Source organism: Cytobacillus spartinae, from assembly GCF_042865285.1.
GTDB classification, from domain to species: Bacteria; Bacillota; Bacilli; order Bacillales; family Cytobacillaceae; genus Robertmurraya_A; species Robertmurraya_A spartinae.
Genome location: NZ_JBIACK010000001.1, coordinates 1,086,713 through 1,104,395 on the forward strand (window position 1 = coordinate 1,086,713; position 17,683 = coordinate 1,104,395).

At 36.4% G+C, this 17,683-nt stretch carries 23 protein-coding genes; 9 read left to right on the forward strand and 14 right to left on the reverse strand.

Translation table 11 applies throughout. From position 1 onward, the window contains the following. Positions 1-3: 3 nt before the first annotated feature. The 6 genes from ACFYKX_RS05600 (at position 4) to ACFYKX_RS05625 (ending at position 3,979) form a co-directional block, all read left to right on the forward strand. Positions 4-285 carry a hypothetical protein gene (locus ACFYKX_RS05600; RefSeq protein ID WP_389358858.1) on the forward strand — a complete coding sequence of 94 codons (282 nt, stop codon included), beginning with the start codon at positions 4-6 and terminating at the stop codon, positions 283-285. Positions 286-329: 44 nt separating this feature from the next. Further along, positions 330-1,109 (forward strand): alpha/beta fold hydrolase, encoded by a 780-nt coding sequence (locus ACFYKX_RS05605; protein ID WP_389358860.1) that lies wholly within the window; start codon positions 330-332, stop codon positions 1,107-1,109. A gap of 29 nt (positions 1,110-1,138) precedes the next feature. Continuing rightward, positions 1,139-1,639, forward strand: coding sequence for a phosphatase PAP2 family protein (locus tag ACFYKX_RS05610; RefSeq protein ID WP_389358862.1), 501 nt, complete (start codon positions 1,139-1,141; stop codon positions 1,637-1,639). A 163-nt stretch (positions 1,640-1,802) separates the two neighbouring features. Then, positions 1,803-2,006 carry a helix-turn-helix transcriptional regulator gene (locus tag ACFYKX_RS05615; protein WP_389358864.1) on the forward strand — a complete coding sequence of 68 codons (204 nt, stop codon included), beginning with the start codon at positions 1,803-1,805 and terminating at the stop codon, positions 2,004-2,006. A 2-nt stretch (positions 2,007-2,008) separates the two neighbouring features. Then, complete coding sequence (locus ACFYKX_RS05620) at positions 2,009-2,434, forward strand: hypothetical protein (protein WP_389358866.1); 426 nt, start codon at positions 2,009-2,011, stop codon at positions 2,432-2,434. Between the two features lie 12 nt (positions 2,435-2,446). Further along, the gene (locus ACFYKX_RS05625; RefSeq protein WP_389358868.1) at positions 2,447-3,979 is read left to right on the forward strand and encodes a CPBP family intramembrane glutamic endopeptidase; all 1,533 of its coding nucleotides are present in this window, start codon (positions 2,447-2,449) and stop codon (positions 3,977-3,979) included. A 139-nt stretch (positions 3,980-4,118) separates the two neighbouring features. Here ACFYKX_RS05625 and ACFYKX_RS05630 read toward each other — a convergent pair whose 3' ends face one another. From ACFYKX_RS05630 to ACFYKX_RS05660, 7 genes are all read right to left on the reverse strand, one after another. Continuing rightward, positions 4,119-5,072 carry a serine hydrolase domain-containing protein gene (locus tag ACFYKX_RS05630; RefSeq protein WP_389358870.1) on the reverse strand — a complete coding sequence of 318 codons (954 nt, stop codon included), beginning with the start codon at positions 5,070-5,072 and terminating at the stop codon, positions 4,119-4,121. A gap of 6 nt (positions 5,073-5,078) precedes the next feature. After that, positions 5,079-5,663, reverse strand: a complete 585-nt coding sequence (locus tag ACFYKX_RS05635; RefSeq protein WP_389358872.1) for a hypothetical protein — start codon at positions 5,661-5,663, stop codon at positions 5,079-5,081. Between the two features lie 133 nt (positions 5,664-5,796). Continuing rightward, positions 5,797-6,399 carry a hydrolase gene (locus tag ACFYKX_RS05640; RefSeq protein ID WP_389358874.1) on the reverse strand — a complete coding sequence of 201 codons (603 nt, stop codon included), beginning with the start codon at positions 6,397-6,399 and terminating at the stop codon, positions 5,797-5,799. Between the two features lie 24 nt (positions 6,400-6,423). Beyond that, a complete protein-coding gene (locus ACFYKX_RS05645; RefSeq protein ID WP_389358876.1) occupies positions 6,424-7,197 on the reverse strand; it encodes a class I SAM-dependent methyltransferase in 774 nt (257 codons plus the stop codon). A 39-nt stretch (positions 7,198-7,236) separates the two neighbouring features. Next, entirely contained in the window at positions 7,237-8,025 is a 789-nt protein-coding gene (locus tag ACFYKX_RS05650) for a nucleotidyltransferase domain-containing protein (protein ID WP_389358878.1), read from the reverse strand. A 71-nt stretch (positions 8,026-8,096) separates the two neighbouring features. Next, entirely contained in the window at positions 8,097-8,630 is a 534-nt protein-coding gene (locus ACFYKX_RS05655; RefSeq protein WP_389358880.1) for a dihydrofolate reductase family protein, read from the reverse strand. 13 nt (positions 8,631-8,643) lie between these two features. After that, positions 8,644-9,111: a DinB family protein gene (locus ACFYKX_RS05660; RefSeq protein ID WP_389358882.1), complete on the reverse strand. Its 468-nt coding sequence runs from the start codon at positions 9,109-9,111 to the stop codon at positions 8,644-8,646. 151 nt (positions 9,112-9,262) lie between these two features. On the opposite strand from ACFYKX_RS05660, the gene ACFYKX_RS05665 reads away from it, so the two are divergent. After that, positions 9,263-9,445, forward strand: a complete 183-nt coding sequence (locus tag ACFYKX_RS05665) for a hypothetical protein (RefSeq protein WP_389358884.1) — start codon at positions 9,263-9,265, stop codon at positions 9,443-9,445. 324 nt (positions 9,446-9,769) lie between these two features. On the opposite strand, the gene ACFYKX_RS05670 is transcribed toward ACFYKX_RS05665, so the two are convergent. The 7 genes from ACFYKX_RS05670 to ACFYKX_RS05700 all read right to left on the reverse strand — a co-directional run bounded on the left by ACFYKX_RS05670 (position 9,770) and on the right by ACFYKX_RS05700 (position 15,374). Then, complete coding sequence (locus ACFYKX_RS05670; RefSeq protein WP_389358886.1) at positions 9,770-10,780, reverse strand: DUF3231 family protein; 1,011 nt, start codon at positions 10,778-10,780, stop codon at positions 9,770-9,772. Positions 10,781-11,016: 236 nt separating this feature from the next. Next, a complete protein-coding gene (locus ACFYKX_RS05675) occupies positions 11,017-11,910 on the reverse strand; it encodes an MBL fold metallo-hydrolase (RefSeq protein WP_389358888.1) in 894 nt (297 codons plus the stop codon). Between the two features lie 157 nt (positions 11,911-12,067). Next, positions 12,068-13,243, reverse strand: coding sequence for a pyridoxal-phosphate-dependent aminotransferase family protein (locus ACFYKX_RS05680; RefSeq protein WP_389358890.1), 1,176 nt, complete (start codon positions 13,241-13,243; stop codon positions 12,068-12,070). A gap of 147 nt (positions 13,244-13,390) precedes the next feature. Continuing rightward, positions 13,391-14,203, reverse strand: coding sequence for an ABC transporter substrate-binding protein (locus tag ACFYKX_RS05685; protein ID WP_389359067.1), 813 nt, complete (start codon positions 14,201-14,203; stop codon positions 13,391-13,393). Beyond that, positions 14,203-14,517: a hypothetical protein gene (locus ACFYKX_RS05690; RefSeq protein WP_389358892.1), complete on the reverse strand. Its 315-nt coding sequence runs from the start codon at positions 14,515-14,517 to the stop codon at positions 14,203-14,205. The genes ACFYKX_RS05685 and ACFYKX_RS05690 overlap by 1 nt, the downstream gene beginning before the upstream one ends. Further along, entirely contained in the window at positions 14,518-15,006 is a 489-nt protein-coding gene (locus ACFYKX_RS05695; protein ID WP_389358894.1) for an ABC transporter substrate-binding protein, read from the reverse strand. Between the two features lie 143 nt (positions 15,007-15,149). Then, entirely contained in the window at positions 15,150-15,374 is a 225-nt protein-coding gene (locus tag ACFYKX_RS05700) for a hypothetical protein (RefSeq protein WP_389358896.1), read from the reverse strand. Between the two features lie 419 nt (positions 15,375-15,793). On the opposite strand from ACFYKX_RS05700, the gene moaA reads away from it, so the two are divergent. Both moaA and ACFYKX_RS05710 read left to right on the forward strand, forming a co-directional pair. Next, on the forward strand, positions 15,794-16,813 hold the full coding sequence (moaA, locus tag ACFYKX_RS05705; RefSeq protein WP_389358898.1) for a GTP 3',8-cyclase MoaA: 1,020 nt from the start codon (positions 15,794-15,796) through the stop codon (positions 16,811-16,813). A 244-nt stretch (positions 16,814-17,057) separates the two neighbouring features. Then, complete coding sequence (locus ACFYKX_RS05710; RefSeq protein ID WP_389358899.1) at positions 17,058-17,570, forward strand: DinB family protein; 513 nt, start codon at positions 17,058-17,060, stop codon at positions 17,568-17,570. The last annotated feature ends 113 nt before the right edge of the window (positions 17,571-17,683 follow it).

Here is a 17,683-nt window from a genome sequence, read left to right on the forward strand (position 1 = left end):
AAGATGCTGAAAAAGTGGTTTTGTTTAATTTTTATAGGATGTTTCGTTTCCCTATATTTAACAGGTTGCAACTTAGGTAACAATGACACGTTTGAACCTGAAGAAATTCACTACACCCCTGTTCGATATAATCCTGTTAACAATATTAACGACGACAATAACCTTAGAGGCGGGGACTTGGAATTAGCTCCTACTAACGTTAAGGCTCCAGGGGAAGCTGACACCTCCATACCTATGAACGAGGTAAAACCTGAATTTGATGAAGAAGAATCTGTAGAACATTGAGGATTTATCTAACCTCTGAAATCAATCATTTGAGGTGAAAGAATATGCCAATGCTAAATATTAATGGGTGTAGCATACATTTCAATGTTAGAGGCGAAGGGGTTCCGATTATTTTTATTCATCCTCCTACGCTTACCTCCGTTAATTTCGATTATCAGCTAGAGGAATTATCAAAGAATTTTCAAGTGATAACTTTTGATATAAGAGGCCATGGAAAAAGTCAGCCTTCCCTTGAACCTATTACCTATCAACTTATCGTTGAAGATATAAAGCGACTTTTGGATCATCTAGAGATAAATAAAGCTTTAATAGCAGGTTATTCTACTGGTGGTTCAATCGTATTAGAGTTTTTGCTTACGTCTAAAGAACGTGCTTTAGGTGGAATTGTCATTAGTGGAATGTCTGAAGTCAGTGATGTCATTCTTAAAAATAGAATTTTGCTGGCAGTTAAGCTAGCAAAGGCAGGCGCGATTTCTGTTCTTTCTCTCTCTATCTCTTGGAGTAATTCAAATCATCTAAAGCTATTTAATAAGATGTCTTCGGAGGCAAAAAAGGGGGATGCAAAAAACATTCAACAATATTACGAGTACAGCTTGCATTATAATTGCACTCATCGCCTTAAGGAAATTAACCTCCCCACTTTACTTACCTATGGGAAAAAGGATAAACAATTTTTTAAGTATGCTCAAATTTTGCAGAAGAATTTAACCTCTAGCCAATTGGAATTCATAGAGAATGTAGATCATCGGATACCTACTAAAGCTGCAAATGAGTTAAATCGTCTGATTCAACAATTTACTTTAACAATAGGCAAAGAATTGTAAGCTATTTGCTAAATAGGAGATTGATGTTTATGGATATTAAATTATTTCGTGCCATTTTTCGCCTTTCGGGCCGTTCATCGCTACTAGATCAACTAATGATCTTAACTTCAAACAAGATTCGTTATGTTTATATTTTTGTTTTATTGGTAATGTGGATCCAAAATGATGGTTACAAGAAAATAGCCATACAAACCTTAAGGTCGACCTTTATTGCATTCTTGGTAGATTTAACTTTTAGGTTCTTTCTTTATCGACCACGCCCTTTTATTAAGAGACGTGTAGGGATTCTTATCCCTTCAAAAGTGAACTCATCTTTTCCTAGTAAACACACTTTATTAGTATTTGCCGTCTCAACTTCTATTCTCCTTTATCAACGTACACTCGGTTTACTTATGACAGGTTTGTCTCTGTTAACTGGATTATCGCGTATTTGGGTTGGACATCATTATCCATCCGACATTATTGGAAGTGCTCTTTTAGGTTCACTCACAAGCCTTTTTCCCTTCATTTTTTCAAGATTAAAACGGTAATTATCCTTAAGTATCGTCTCCCTCCTATCTCCACTGCTAATCATTTTAGTTTCCAAACATTTAACAGGATGTTACAGATTTTTGTCATAATGACAATTATCCTTTACATTTTGTAAATGTTTTTTTACACTGAGATTAACAAGGAAAAAGGAGAAAATAGGAAATGCTAACAAACTCAGTTCGAGAATTGCGAGCCAGATTTCGTTATACACAGCAGGATTTAGCAGAGAAAATTGGTGTTTCCCGGCAAACAATTGGGCTCATTGAAAAAGGAGATTATGCCCCTTCCATTACACTGGCTCTAAAAATTTCACAAGTTTTTCGAGTTCCTGTTGAAGAAGTATTCCAACTAGAAGGAGACGAGTAGTCATGATAAAAAAGATTCTTCAATCACCTATATTTAATGCCTTTCTTGTACTAGCTTTAGGAGTCATTTTGTTAGGAAACTACTATCCTAGCTATATACCAGACTGGCTCATTCTAGATCCTCTATATCTATTAATACCTATATTTTTACTATTTGCTTTCATCCCCTTCTACAATAAAAGAAACCCAAAGGATCCTATTAAACCAACGGTTATTCCTATGGAATTTAGAGAAGAAGATGAAGGGCTCCAGTGGATTACTTTTAAGGCAACAAGGAAGGTCTACATGTTTTTTGCTCATTTTATCCCTATTGCCATAATGCTTATAGCTTTATTTAACCATATTGTCTATCTCCCTATTATTATATTGATGGTTATGGGAATCACTCAGTATGTAATCTATTGGTTTGAAGTGAGGAAACACAGTTAGGAGGCATCAAATATGGAGACAAGGTTAATTGTTACGATTATCACTTTAATTGTTTTATTAGAAGGATTTATTATCTATCTGTTTATTAAATATAAACAAGGAAAAATCGATGAAAACCCGTTACGCTCCATAACGAATAAGGAATGGAAAATGATCTATTATGCATTTTTCAAATGGAAAAAGAGAGAATTACCTGATGGAGTTGACTCGTTTTCGATTCATAAAAACTCCAATTACTTTTGGCTATTTATTGCGCTTCTTCATGAGCAAGTACTTGAAGCGATATTCTTTCACTTTTGGTTCAAACAGGATTATCCTTCTATAGCGTATATTATGACTGGACTTCACGTTTATAGTATTTTATATATGCTAGGTGATTATAACTGGGTAAGAAATACTCCTGTTGTTGTGAAGAAAAACTTTGTTACGATGCAAGTGGGTGCAAGAAGAAAGTTATCCTTTCATATAAGGAACATTCAAACGATTCAGAAGGCCACTATTAAGTACGATAAGAGTGGTGGGATCATCCATGAGAGAGATGTATTTCATCTGACAGCTTTGCCTAGGCTTTTCACACGAATATTTGGAATCAGCGATGAATTAAAGTACGAAATCATCTTCGAGAATCCCTTAGAAGCTACCGGATATTTTGGCACAAAGAAGAAGGTAACAAAAGCTTTTATCTATTTAGATGAAGCAGATCAATTTGTTGATTTACTTAATGATAGGAAGGAACATTTACTTGACGAAAATGATGAGGAAATTGTAGAAGTTGATACAAGGAAAGTTGAAAAGCAGCAACTCTTTAACTGGAAATTGTACTCTATTCTACTAGCCATTAATGTTGTTGGAGCATTAGCTCTTACCCCCTATGCGATTGCACGAGGAAATTATCATGAAGAGATGGGTATTCCAAAACTATTATTCTCGGTTATTTTTATCGGTCAGGTGGTTTTAGAGGCAGCGATTTTTATATTCTTGGCCTTATGGATGGCAAATCGAGTAAAAGTGAGAATTCCTATTATAAAATCACTACTAGATAAAAAGAATGCCTTCCTTTTATATAGGAATCAGATTGCGTCCTCCGTTGCACTAGGTGTCATAACTGGAATTATCATATTGATTACTAGCTATTTTGTCTCAAAGCCCCTTGGTATTGACAATTCTTCCATTAACGAACCTGCTTGGTGGGTCAGCACCCTGGGATCAATTGGAGCAGCAACAACAGAAGAAACCATGCTTAGATTATTTCTTATTACCTTAATTATTTGGATGTTTGTGAAATTTAGTAAGAAGGCTCCCACAAAATTCACAAAATGGTTTGCCATAAGCCTTTCATCCTTAATCTTTGGTGTACTTCATTTTGGTGTTGCTTCTTCAAGCTTTGAAATGACAATAGGTCTGTTTGCAGCCATGCTCCTTATTAACGGAATTGGTGGAATGGTGTTTGGTGCATTATTCGTGTTCGCAGGGCTAGAATTTGCAATGATTTCTCACTTTATGGCGGACGTTGTTATTCATGTAATTGCACCTTTATTTATATAACGTTCGCTTTATATTTAATATATGAAAAGCAGGCACTCCTTTTAATAGTGCCTGCTTCTCATATATTATACTGACGAAATTTAATCGCACGTTTACAACATATCCCCTTTGTAACCTTCCTGACTGGTTTCTTAGTTTCTTAAGAAATAGCCGTTAATTCCTCTTTATATAACTGTTTAACCATTTCAACAACATAGCTAAAAGGGTGATGTTGATCTTCCGCCTTAAGTTGACTCTTAATGACAGAAATTATTTTAAGCTTGGGGATTACAATGATATATTGTCCAAACAACCCTGCTGCATAATATAATTGCAGAGAATTGTCCAGATCTTTATCTTCTAATATCCACCACTGATATCCGTATGAGTAATGCTCCATTCCACTCTCTTCAACTAATTTTTGGGGACTTGTCATCTGCGTAATCCAACCAGATGAAATAACTCTTTTACCTTTATAACAGCCCCCTTCCATACATAGAATTCCTAATTTCATTAAATCCTCGGTATTTAGATTTAAACTAAATCCTCCACCTGGAATACCTTGTGGATCCGTTAACCAATGGTGTTTTTTAATTTGCAAAGGTCCGAATAAATACTCTTCTGCAAACTTATCTGTTGTCATACCTGATACTTTAGTTATAATGGCACTTAATAAATGTGAGCTTCCACAGCTATATTGGAATACTTCACCTGGTTTATGTAGAAGGGGCTGATCTAGAGTGAATTTCACCCAATTCTTCGTCTGACTAAGGTTTCCACCACTTCCTGATGTATCACTCCATTGTAATCCAGAAGTCATCGATAAGAGATGATGAATGGTGATTTCTTTTTTCCTCTCATCGTTTAACACAATTTCAGAAAAATAATGATATATTGGGGTGTGTAGGTCAAGAATGAGCTCCTTACTTTTAGCAATTCCGATTAGTAGTCCTATAACCGCCTTCGTTATCGAGTAAATTTTAAAAGACTTTTCTTTCATCTTTTTATTCTTTTGGTATTCATAGATTAATTGATGGTCTTTCCGTATAACGAGACTTTCTACTTTTATATCTTTAATCCTTTTATCCAGCTTTTGCAAGACAGGATTTTGCATATGTTTTCACCTTTTCTTCCATTTCCTTGACACCAACAGCATGCTACCTACTCCTATTAAGATGACGAAAGAGAGATAATGGAAAGTATACTTTTCTTGTTTATCTATAGAAGAATCCTTAAGCTGAGTTTGGATCTTCTGATTTGATAAAAACTTCTCGTAAAAGGCGACAGTCTTTTGGTCTTGCGCATGTACTTTGCCATTAACTATTTGAACCATCCCATTTGGGCCCCCAACGGGTATAAGGAAGTCATCTTGTTCATCCTTTTCTAGGAACATTAAGAATTCGCCGCCATCTTTCTGAAAATCCTCAACCCATCCAACATCAAAATGGTCAATTCCCACAATGAGGCTATCACTTACATTCCCTTTATAAGTGGATCTCACATGAAAATCCAAACCTTTAAATATAAACTTCCCTGGCACAGCCTCACTATTAAAATCATATTGACCAATCACGATAACTTCCGCTCTATTAAAAACCTCTTTAGGCTCCATCTTCACCCAACTTGTTGCCGACACTTTTGTTGAGAGCACTGACAATATTAAGGCTAAAGAAATAAATATCAATATATAATATAATTTCCTCATGGAAAAAACCCCCTTTAAAAAATAGACGAAAAAGGATTCATTAAGTTTCAAGATATTTAGAAATTTCTTCCATGTAGATGTAGGTGTTTCTCCTGTATCTCCTAAAATTGGTAGTTAAGCGTCAACTTTGTTACTACAACTGCTTGATGTGCAAGACACCTCGTTCTACTGAAGTCTCAATATACCCAATAATTTGGTCAAAGGTAAAGACTTGAAGGGGAGACTCGAGATCATTATTTGTATAATCCATATCTGAAATAACATGAGGCAGAAACTCTACTACGTCTGCTGAGCTGACTTCTTCTAAATCTATAATGGCACTTTTGCTACTTAGATGCTCTCTTAACTCTTCTGCAACATTATAATAGTTTAAGAGCTTTGCATTTAGGAGATGAAAGTCATGGTGATACTGGTTATAAACTTTTGGGTCGTGGTCCATTCTATTTCTTAGCCATGGTAAATAAAAGCCTTTTAACCATATATCATCTGCGATTAAGTGCGTATAGTATCCTAATATATACTCTGAATTTTTAACATGATTGTATTTATATATGAACCCATAAAAATCAATACTTCTAGAATAATCCATTACATCACCGGTAAAAAAATGCGAAGCCTCTTTAGGAGTCACTGCATCTGGTGCAATTCCGCCAATTAAAAAAGAAGTTCTATCTTTTATATGTAGAATATCTATAATTCGATTAGCGATAAGAGCATGCATGATTCTTGAACCCACACTTATTCCCCCCTTAAAGTGATACTACTTGACCGCTTTCCAAATCGTCCAACGATCTTTTTCAATAATGTTGGTATCTGGTAAAACCTTATCTATATAATCCACTAACTGATTTAATTCTTGATCATCTAACTCATGTAGAATACTTCTTCCCGTTCTTGCCAATAAGTCATCAAGAAGTTCCTTTTTGTCATGATATATGTTTCTTGTCTCCCAAAGTTTAACTTCTTCAATATCATGGAACCTGTTATCCATTAGGGCACTTATAACCGTATCACTATCATGTCTACGACCTTTTTCTTTTTGAATTAGTTGAGGAAACAGCTCAAAGAGATACCCCCTAATATGGGTAGAATCTCCAGGCAAGAAACAATCTTTAGGAGTACGGTCTTGGATAATCAGTTGTCCGCCTGGTTTTAATAGTTTATAAGCTTCTTTAAAGCAAGAATTTAAATCTTTGATATGATGAATTAAAGCTCTTTCTAAAATAAGGTTATAACTATTTGCCTCTAAACCTGTTTCCAATGCATTGCCCTTTGAAAAGGTAATATTAGTATAGCTCTTGCAGTTTTCTCTTGCTCCTTCAAGGCTCACTTCTGAAAAATCCAGTCCTGTTACTGAATCGGCTCCCAAATCAACAAGAGCCTTGGAGTAAATCCCTCCACCGCAGCCAATATCTAACGCACTTGAGACATGCTCAAATGATAATAGGTTATTCATTGCTTCCAACCATGATGGATCGGCTTTTCGTGTAGTATACGTACTACGATTTTTCTCATCGTGAAAATCCATTCCCACTAAACATCCCTCACTTTAATTGATTAAAAACAAGATTCTCTACAAACGATTGGTGGCCCCATACAGGTTAGCCATGTATTCTATAAATTGGACAATCTTTTTTGCTCTCGTTGAGGAATCAACATAAAGAGATTCTCTTTTATCTTCAGTTCTTAAACGAACCGCCTCTTTAATAAGTGGTCCCCATTCGCTTGTTGGGTTATCATTCAAATACCTACATCCAGCTTCAACTTTAGGGATAAATAACTGATCGCAAAGAGTATAGTGAATTCTGCATAATGTTAGGACAGCATCGGAGACATCTTCTGCTTCTAGTAAAGTGTCTAATCTACTTGCTCTCCCTCTCCAGTAGACATCTAAGTTGAACTGCATAGTATCTTCAACATCTTTCCATTTTGGTTTAAAAGGAAGTATGTTTGGATCAATTCCTGTTAAAGGAATGGCAAAGTTCTTAAGACTCCACCATGTTACATGGTTTATATCCCAATGGCCGCGCCGCACATGTCCCTCATTCACAAATGGATAAGTTTCCAACTCTATATTAGATTTTCCCAAATCTTTATAGCCAACGTATATTCCATCCATTTTGTAAGCACGCTCATGTTTTGAAATTAACTGACTGTGAATGTTCTTAATTTTTTCAAACTGTTGATCATCCACTTCTTTCTTAAGTACCGTTATAAAGTCAATATCACTTTTCCCATCTTCATAGCCTTCTAGAGCGATTGAACCATACAAATAAACTCCTAAAACATCTTCTAAGAATGCGTCTTTGATTAAATCTATGTAATCTAGAAGGAGTGGGCGTAAAATTTCAGGATAACTCATTCCTTTTCCTCGTTTCCTATAAAATAACCTTTTAAGCTTAATAGAAAGAAAGAGTTGTCCTCGCTCCTCTACTATCTTTTCACCTCATAATGAAGCTCACCAAATTGGTTGTATTGCTTGAATCCTTTTAAGGACAGCTCTATCTCATAGTCACCCTCTCTAAATAAAGGAATTCCTTTTCCAATTAGTGCTGGCGCCACAGTAATGATAAGTTCATCCACTAATTTCTCTTTTAGAAAAGTTTGCAGTAATCCGCCACCACCAACGATCCATATATTTTTTCCATTCCTACTTTTTAAGTGATTTGTAAATGATACGATATCTTCGTTAATAAATTTTACATGCTGAGAATCTTGTATGACTGATTTAGTAAACACATAGCATTCTTTATTCGCATAAGGGAAATTTCCATTCTCATGTTGCATCACCCAATCGAATGTTTTTCTTCCCATTAAGATCGTATCAACAGTCTCATAAAATGCGGAATATCCATTGTCACCTTCGCCTTCAACACGAAATAACCAATCCAAAGATTCATCTTCCGCAGCAATAAATCCATCTAGACTCGTTGCAATATATAATACGACCTTGCGACTTTCCTTCATTCTATAAGCCCCTTTACAAAAACTTTCTGATATGAGCATTTATTTCTTCCATATGCTTTACATCATGTTCAATTAGTCCTACAAAATAGTCACTTAACGAAATACTTTCTTTACCTGGAAAAGGTTGCTCAAATCTCGCCGCTGGTAGTTGAACTAATAATGAAATAAGCTCTTTTCTGATTGTAATAAATTCTTGTACTAATTCTAGTTTTGAAATCCCTGATCTTGCATATTTTGCAGCTTCTAAGTTGATTTCATTAATATCGACACTAACGATTGGAAAAGCTTCATCCTTTAACAAATAGTTCAATCGGTTTTCCATTACGAACTTATCCCAAGAAATGAAGTGGGAGATGACTTCTGCGGTTCCCCATGCTCCTTCTCTAAACGGCTTGAACCATAAATCATCGGAAATGTCTTCTAAGGAATGAACCCAATCAATAAGTTTGCTTTTTTCATTTATAATTTTTTCCTTATTCATACGATACCTCGTCTATATTGATTTTTGTTCCCCTACCACTTTTTCGACAATTACGTATATATTTCCTTTTTATATAGTAAAAAAGACCTTATAACTGGTATATAATTCCATGGTATAATAATAGAGAGATTGTCTGGAAGGTGGTCATCCTATGATTTGGTTAGTTCTGTTGTCACCCTTCATTATTTTAATTCCTATTATGATTTATTTTGATAAAAGAGGGGCTAGTCAGCCTCGTTTAGACAGTGAAAATCACCGCATAGAGCAGGACCAAGCAAAGCGGGACAGCTTTTTTACTCATGGAGGCGGAGATGGACCTGGGGGTAGCACTTAATTTAGGAGGAAAATTTGCATATAATTTCTTTTAAGATAAACACTACCATTAGTGTTTTTTAACACTAAACTTCAATGTGGAGGGATATACTTTGAATACTCTATTTAGCTTACTTGCAACTATTTTGGTAGCAGTGTTGAGAGCAACTTATTTAATTAGTAATAAGACCACTAGGATTTTAGACTGGTTAAGAGTGCCCTCTTTCGCTTAAGAGTTATTAAAGATATCTACAGAAACATTGATGTAAGAAAGGTGAGCCCATGTAGCTCACCTTTTTCTGTTGTTTTAGAAGTACTCTGTGTCGATGGTAAGTAAGGAGGATATTTACTTTTTCTTTGCGATTGCTATTCGATCGTCTGCAGTAGGAGGCTGCTCTAGCCAGCCTTTATTAATTAAAATATTTGTTCCATCTTCTGCGTAGAGACCAATTTCTGTCATTAAACGCATATACTGCATAAATAAATCTCTTCTCTGACAAACAGAAAGTGCAGTTCCATAGTACCCAACTGTTACTGCAACCAATGTTACAATGTGGAAAAGCATTAGTTTATCGGAATAAGGAGATACGGTACTGTTTGTAACCTCAGACGTCCAATTCCGTGGCACCGGAAGCTGCTCTTCCGTCAGAATGGAATTAAATATCTCCACATGCTTGTTACAAATTCTAGATCCTCTAATAAAATAATCTCGAATCTCCTTTGATTGGGATACCTGGCTAAACGCGGTTTCTAAGACAGCCTTAACAACTGTTTTTTGTATATTATAGTAAATGTTTCCAATTTCAATCCCATTTAGCGGTCTTCGTTTCCCAAACCAACCTGTGAGATAGTTTTGTTTATCAATCGTATCTCTATCGTGAGGGGTATTAATAAAAGGTGGTCTACTGAATATGCCTTTATGTAGCATAATATCTAAAATCCGGTTATATAAATCTGTCGTTTCTCGGTTACATTGGATATAAAATTCTCTCTGATCAATACGTACAGATGATCCTAATGATAATGAGTATGCGTTTAAACCATGAATGGTCATCACGTATAGGTATTGAAGTAGGAACGTTTCTGAAAATAAAGGAGGTGCATTAAGATTTACATCTTCCTTCGTAAATCCTTTTGGCAATGGATACATTTCTTGTTTTAAAAACTCCTCTATTTTTGTTACGTGGCCCTCAGACAAGTTTATAGCGTGATTTAGTATAGTTGACACCTCTTTGTCCTTTGTTGTCCCAACGGCATGGGTGAGAAAACAAATAGACATTGTGTCATTCATATATTGCGTCCATAAAGCTGAAAGCTCCGGAGCCGTTAACCTGACATTATGACTTACGTTCTCCATTACACACCTCCAAAAGTTTATTTTGATTTAGGGTAGGAGCCTGTGTGCTCATCAAATCATTAATCTTTATGATTTGTGAATTCTGGGAAATTCATTCATATTGTATTTTTAACCACGGAGCTCATTGAATGGATTTTACTAAAAGTAAAATAGCAAGAACACTAAAACAAAGTGAGCTGCACCCAATTGTTATGTGTCTAAACAATTAGGATGCAGCTCTTGCTAAGTTGTTCTTTTTAACATTTCGCAGTTACAAGTGCTCCATCCCTTTCTGATACGGTTAAACCTAGTCGATGCAAATGCTTACGAATTCCGCTTCTCTCCCAAGTTTTAAAGATTGGTACACTTAGTGTATTTTTCGGATAAAAAATTCCAACTTCCGTAAGTTCATCAAACGAGAGACCCTTTCGAGTGTAATTCTCGACCATTTCATCTCGTTTATCAATAACATTTAAAAATTTCACCATTTCTTGTTTAAATTCATCTTTTGAGAAGATTCCCTTTTGATGCCCTGTTATGTAGGTATGGGCATCAAGACTTAACAAACGATCTGCGGACTTAATAAAATCATCAATATCACCATCAGTTCCATTATACCAAGGACCAAATGAGGTCATATCATAATCACTTGCGTACACTACACCTAAGTCAGGAAAATATGGAGACGCAAGTCCACTTGTATGTCCAGGTGTGTGTAACATCCATACCTTTACACCCCCGAAAGAATACTCAACCTCGTATTCATACGTACCAGAGATTTGCTTCAAATTTTGAACCCACTCTTCAGGAAGGTTCTTTTTCCACATTTCAACCCCAGCATCTCCCCACTCTTGATAGATCCCATTCGCTCTTGCAATGCCCTCAATCGTTCGTGCCGTATCAAATTCTATCTGATTTATCCATTTCTCCGCATTCGGAAACAAATGGTTATGCTGAGTATGATCTGGATGGTAGTGGGTGTTCAGAATAACATGGACTCCGAATTGATCACGAATATCTTGCAAAGCTTTAGGTTCCGCACCCGAGTCAATCAAGACCTTATCAGGGGAATCAATATATATACTTCTTGAAAAAGGTACTTTGCTATTGTTTGGACCTTCTACAATAATTAGCGGGCCAATACGTTTCATCCAATCACCTCTTGTAAAAACATAGTAGTTTTATTCATATTTATTAAATGAATGATTATTCATTCATTGTACCACACTAAATCAATAAAATTAATTAATCTGACCGATCCTTTAAAAATTTGAGGAGGTCTATCCCCAGGATAAACCTCCATCATACTTATTTACTAACTACCTCTTCTGCTTCTTGGACAGAATGAAAAACTTCTACAGCCTTTGTCACATCAACGGAGTACCCCATTTCAATTAAGGTTTCCCCAATTAAGGTAATTGCCTTTTCAAGCATATCAGCTGGTGTATTGCCCATATGGCCTATACGAAAAGCTTTCCCTGCTAAGTGTGCAAGGGCTCCTGCGACAATAAGACCCTTTTTAGCAAGATTTGCTCTAAATGCTGCATCATCCAATCCTTCTGGATATAGAATACAGCTAAGAGTAGCTGCCGCTGCCTCTTCTTTTGCTAATGCATTCATCCCATACACTGCTAATGCACTTCTCACTGATTTTCCGTAAGTAGTATGACGGCGATATCGTCGCTCCATTCCTTCCTCAAGTACCAATCTCATGCCCTCATTATAAGCATAAATTAAGTTAACCGGTGGAGTTGCAAAGTATTTGCCTGGGTCATGCATGATTGGCAGCCAATTATATATATCGCAATAGTAGGCAGGTACACGTTCTATTTTGGCTCTAGCGTCCAATGCTGATTGGTTGAAAGCAACAATCGCCAGCCCTGGTGGCACACCAATTGCTTTTTGGGAACCTGTTAATACAACATCAATGGAACCGCCTTCTCCGAATGTTTTACTCATGTCCTCTTCCATTGCTGTGGTGGCACATACACCATCAAGAATGACAAGTGCACCGTACTTCTTAATAACTGGTAATAGTTCCTCTAAATTTGCAGCAACACCAGTCGAGGTGTCAGCATGTGTAATTGTTACAGCTTTAAAGTTTCCTGTTTTGAGCTTGTTTTCAACTTCTTGTGGAGAAACCTGTTTTCCCCATTCAGATTGTATGACGTCTACTTCAATCCCAAAGGCTTCCCCTATTTTAATAAAACGATCTCCAAAGTACCCTTGACTAATAACTAATAGTTTTTCACCAGATGCGACTGTATTTACAAGTGCCATCTCCATTGCGATTGTACCGGAGCCAGAAACAACAAACACTTCACCGTCTGTATTAAACATCTTTTTCGTTTTTTCAATGGCTTCCTTGTAAATAGCAACGAATCTTGGGTCGGTATGACTCCTTGTCTCTTCTCCCATTGCATCATAAATCGAGTCTACAACAGGTGTCGGTCCAGGTATAAGCAACATTTCTTTATTTCGCATGATTCTTCCCCCTTTAAGTGTCTAAAAATTAGCAATTATATAATTTCTATTATACTTTAAACTCTTAAAGTGTCATCCCATAAATTGGGCAAGTTTTTAACAATTCTATATTTTTCAAAAAACAAAAAGGATCGATCCCACGACCCTTTAAAATTTGTTATTTAACTTTATCGACCAGTGTTCCTTACTCACTTCCGTGTCTGCAAGTTCAAATGTGGTTCGATAGGGTCTAAACTTCACGTGTCGATTGACCGCATACAGTTCATCAGGGCTACACAAAAACAATCCCAAAGCTTCGTGATAAACATATCGATCTATATCTTTTGCAACCTCTTTTAATTTTGTTAAATCAGTCTCAGCAGCCATTTTTTTAAACCATTCGTTAAACTCAGGAATTTCTGGTCCTATACGTAGGGCACCGTTTTCACCAAAGAATTCTCGGTGAAAAAATGCAGGAGTTCCTTCATAAAATAATGCATTTTCAGTAGCTAAGAAAATGTCAAAGGCAGGGACGAGCTTCTTCTCGGCAATCACCCTTTTCCACTTTACTTCTTCCTCTTGTGGGATGACCGTTACGTTTACTGAAATACCTAGGGCTTTTTGAATTTGTGGCGCTATAAGATTAGCAATCTTCTTGAATTCCTTTGTAGTTGCGATTTGTAACGGTCTTTTATTTGGCCAGCCAGCTTCTTTTAGAAGTTTACGGGCTTGATTGGGATCGTACGGCCTTGGAGACAAGTCATCAGGGTAGTCAAAAGCCCATGGAGGAGTCATGGCAGGTAGTTGATGAGCGTATCCATGATACCCTCTGTTTACGATTTCCTCCCGATCAACTGCTAAATTGATTGCTAATCTGAGCTTACGATTATTGAAATCAACATCACGTTTGAATCGATTAAACGAACCTGCTACTATTCTCGGCCCCTTAACAGAGACAAGTTTCGCATATTGGGATTCGATTACTTTTTGGCATCTGAAGAACGAACCATTGTAACCATATCAACCTGGCCTTCTGTCGTCATACATAGATGAAGCGCCTGTTCAGGAGCTAGATCATTCCGAAAAACAATTCTTTCCAACCTAGGTCCCCGTTCTCTATCCCAGTACTTTCGGTTTGCATCAAGGACGACGAACGGTGAACGATCCTCCTGTGTCGTAAACCAAGTAGATTCAAAAGGAACCTTTTTAATAATCGCTTGAATGTTGTAAATAGAAGAGTAGCCGCTAGAGAGTATAAATGGTCCAGTGCCCCACGGGCCTGGTGCATCCAACACTCACCAGTGACCTTCAGCAGTTCCTAACTTCGCATAACCAAAACCAAGTTGTTTCCAAAAAAGCTGGTTTGCATAATGGTTTCCTCTCATTTGCCCAATAGCAAGACCATGTGGTTTTGGAAAATGATATCTAAGCTTATAATCATCAACCACTTCTAATATCGTTCCATCAGGAAAGTTCACCCACGTTCCAGGAGGATGAGGCGCAATCCATTTCTCAAGCTCGGTAAAATTCTGTAATACATTTTGTGCATTAAATGGCTCATTATTGTGATAGAATACACCCTTGCGCAAAGTCACTTCAAAAATAGAATCATCTACCCATTCAAAATGTGTACCCAATGATGGGATAATTCGGCCTTTATGGTCAGCTCTCACGGCCTCTTCCATCGTATTAAATAATACATAAAGCCAATTTAGTGGCGAGGGATCAACAACATGAATCGTACCAGCTATACTCGATACGGATAAATCTTCTGATTTATACATCCGGAGCCCCCTTTATTCTTGTTATAAAGGATATATACTCGCACTCCGTCTATTTTATCCATAACACTAGCTATAATGGTAAAATACGAAACTTAATAGCTTGCAATGCCACATAACAAACTACTTTTGCAAGCTAAGTCTTTTTATGTTTTTTTCCTAAAAGCAGTACTTGGGACAAATCCTCCCGTCACGTGTTGTCCGTAGGTAGTTGTAAGTGGATTTACTAATGGAGAAGATTCTATAAAAGATGACTGACCACCTGGAATCTGCAAATCAAATATCGTTACATCTGACTGGAAATTTGGACTGGGGAGATGATGGGGTCCGTAATAGTTGTAAAAATACGTGGGTTGAAAGGAAATAAACATTTTTGCACCTCTAACTATTTTTACTTATCCTATTCTTTCTAAGAGAATAATGAATAGATGGATGCACATTATTCTTTAGATTTTTCACCAAAACTAGAGAAAAGGTCCAACAGATTGACAAAATTAATAAACTCCTATTCAAATTTATTAGCAAAAAATATTCCTAGTCTTTTCAAGCTATTTTTTACCAGTCACTTCAATATTAAGTACCCTGAACATTTCAAGTCCTTCCCAACTAGGAACTCGATATAAAATAAAAATATGAATAATTTTGAACCTAGTTCCTGTTCATGATAAAATTATTATTTAACAGATAATTGTCTTTGGTTTTTTCTATTTAGATTTTGCAAAACTCTGTAGATGGTTTTCTTGATCATTAACATTTTATTCAAAAAAATTTCTAGAAGGAGGGAATTCCAATGAACACCGAAACAACGGTACATGACTACTTTAATCGCCCCCTTCGTGATTTGCGAATTTCTGTTACTGATAGATGTAATTTCCGATGCACTTACTGTATGCCGGCTGAGATATTTGGACCGGACTACCCTTTTTTAAAAAGAGACGAGCTCCTTTCCTTTGAGGAATTAGAGCGTTTAACAAAAATATTTGTCCATTCTTTAGGTGTTCAAAAGATTCGGATTACCGGTGGAGAGCCTTTAATGCGAAGAGACTTAACTGAACTAATTCGAAGGATAAAGAAGATTCATGGTGTAGAAGACATCGCGATGACTACCAATGGCTCCCTTTTACCTAAATATGCAAAAGGGCTAAAAGAAGCTGGTTTAAAGCGAGTTTCTATTAGTTTAGATTCCTTAAAAGATGAAATTTTCGGTAAGATTAATGGTCGCGGGGTTTCTGTTCAAACCGTTTTAGAGGGAATTGATGCAGCCAGTAAAGCTGGATTACAAGTAAAAATAAATATGGTGGTCAAAAAGGGAATGAACGACTCAGAAATTATTCCAATGGCTAAATTTTTTCGTGAAAAAGGTCATATTCTGCGTTTTATTGAGTTTATGGATGTTGGTAACACGAACCAATGGAAACTTGACGACGTTGTTCCGAAAAAGCAAATAATTGAGGATATAAATAAAATTATGCCGCTTGAACCTATTGATCCAAACTATACGGGTGAGGTTGCTAGTAGATACCGTTACGTTGGTTCGGATGTGGAGATTGGAGTCATTTCCTCTGTTTCTGATGCCTTTTGTTCAACCTGTAACCGAGCTCGCCTTTCAGCAAGTGGAATGCTCTATACATGTTTATTTGCATCCAAGGGGCATGATATTAAATCTCCTCTGCGATCCGATTTAACCGATGAGCAGTTAACCACACTCTTGCAAGACATCTGGAACGGAAGAAAAGACCGTTACTCAGAGGAACGAAGTGTCGTAGGCAAAAACCGCAAGAAGATTGAGATGAGTCATATCGGAGGATAAAGCACCCTATTATGAGGGTGCTTTTATGTTTTTACTATTTTTAAAATTTAATCCAAAAGCGATTGACTAGAAAAACTATGGCATATTACATGAATTTATTCGAACCTAGTCATTTATGTATTTCTTCTAAATAGTTTCTGCATATGTTCAATCTAATTATACCACTATTTCCCATCATTTATCAGTCTGTTCTTTCAATTTTTTACTGATATTCTTAGAATTACAAATGATAGGAGGTATCGGAATGATTGATTATAGAATAACTTCAAAAGAAGGTTACGATGATAAAATTGGAGATCTTGTAACTATGCTTGAATATACAAGAGCAACTATATTAGAAGACATAGAAGATTTAACCCCAGAAGATTTAGACTTCCTTCCTGATGAAAGCTCTAATTCCATTGGAGCCCTATTATTACATATCGCAGCAATCGAATTTGTTCATCAAGTTTTTTCTTTTGAAAACCGAGATCTTAATAACGAGGAGTTATTGAAATGGGATACCGCTTTATCCCTAGGAGCTAAAGCAAGAGCCGAAATAAAGAACAAACCTCTTGAGTATTACACCAAAATCCTAACAGAAATTAGAGAGAGGACTCTAACACTATTTAAAACACAACAAGATAGTTGGTTGTACGAAGAAAAACCCTGGGGGAAGATGAATAATTACTGGTACTGGTTTCACGTAATGGAGGATGAACTCAACCACCGAGGCCAAATTAGAGTGATTAAGAGATTACTAGAGAATCATCAATAGAGAAATGAGTCGATTTCCTATCAAACAAAGGAAATCGACTTTTTAAATGGGCTTAAATAACATTAATAAAGTATTTAATATATTCCTCTCTGGCCTTTAGCAAATTTTCATTG

Coding starts and splice junctions, on each gene's coding strand:
- ACFYKX_RS05655 (WP_389358880.1), bottom strand. CDS start 8,630: ATGAAGGAAAGTCGCAAGGTCGTATTATATATTGCAACGAGTCTAGAT.
- ACFYKX_RS05665 (WP_389358884.1), top strand. CDS start 9,263: ATGATTTGGTTAGTTCTGTTGTCACCCTTCATTATTTTAATTCCTATT.
- ACFYKX_RS05675 (WP_389358888.1), bottom strand. CDS start 11,910: ATGAAACGTATTGGCCCGCTAATTATTGTAGAAGGTCCAAACAATAGC.
- ACFYKX_RS05695 (WP_389358894.1), bottom strand. CDS start 15,006: ATGTATAAATCAGAAGATTTATCCGTATCGAGTATAGCTGGTACGATT.
- ACFYKX_RS05600 (WP_389358858.1), top strand. CDS start 4: ATGCTGAAAAAGTGGTTTTGTTTAATTTTTATAGGATGTTTCGTTTCC.
- ACFYKX_RS05605 (WP_389358860.1), top strand. CDS start 330: ATGCCAATGCTAAATATTAATGGGTGTAGCATACATTTCAATGTTAGA.
- ACFYKX_RS05615 (WP_389358864.1), top strand. CDS start 1,803: ATGCTAACAAACTCAGTTCGAGAATTGCGAGCCAGATTTCGTTATACA.
- ACFYKX_RS05660 (WP_389358882.1), bottom strand. CDS start 9,111: ATGAATAAGGAAAAAATTATAAATGAAAAAAGCAAACTTATTGATTGG.
- moaA (WP_389358898.1), top strand. CDS start 15,794: ATGAACACCGAAACAACGGTACATGACTACTTTAATCGCCCCCTTCGT.
- ACFYKX_RS05670 (WP_389358886.1), bottom strand. CDS start 10,780: ATGGAGAACGTAAGTCATAATGTCAGGTTAACGGCTCCGGAGCTTTCA.
- ACFYKX_RS05630 (WP_389358870.1), bottom strand. CDS start 5,072: ATGCAAAATCCTGTCTTGCAAAAGCTGGATAAAAGGATTAAAGATATA.
- ACFYKX_RS05650 (WP_389358878.1), bottom strand. CDS start 8,025: ATGAGTTATCCTGAAATTTTACGCCCACTCCTTCTAGATTACATAGAT.
- ACFYKX_RS05700 (WP_389358896.1), bottom strand. CDS start 15,374: ATGTTTATTTCCTTTCAACCCACGTATTTTTACAACTATTACGGACCC.
- ACFYKX_RS05710 (WP_389358899.1), top strand. CDS start 17,058: ATGATTGATTATAGAATAACTTCAAAAGAAGGTTACGATGATAAAATT.
- ACFYKX_RS05680 (WP_389358890.1), bottom strand. CDS start 13,243: ATGCGAAATAAAGAAATGTTGCTTATACCTGGACCGACACCTGTTGTA.
- ACFYKX_RS05620 (WP_389358866.1), top strand. CDS start 2,009: ATGATAAAAAAGATTCTTCAATCACCTATATTTAATGCCTTTCTTGTA.
- ACFYKX_RS05610 (WP_389358862.1), top strand. CDS start 1,139: ATGGATATTAAATTATTTCGTGCCATTTTTCGCCTTTCGGGCCGTTCA.
- ACFYKX_RS05625 (WP_389358868.1), top strand. CDS start 2,447: ATGGAGACAAGGTTAATTGTTACGATTATCACTTTAATTGTTTTATTA.
- ACFYKX_RS05635 (WP_389358872.1), bottom strand. CDS start 5,663: ATGAGGAAATTATATTATATATTGATATTTATTTCTTTAGCCTTAATA.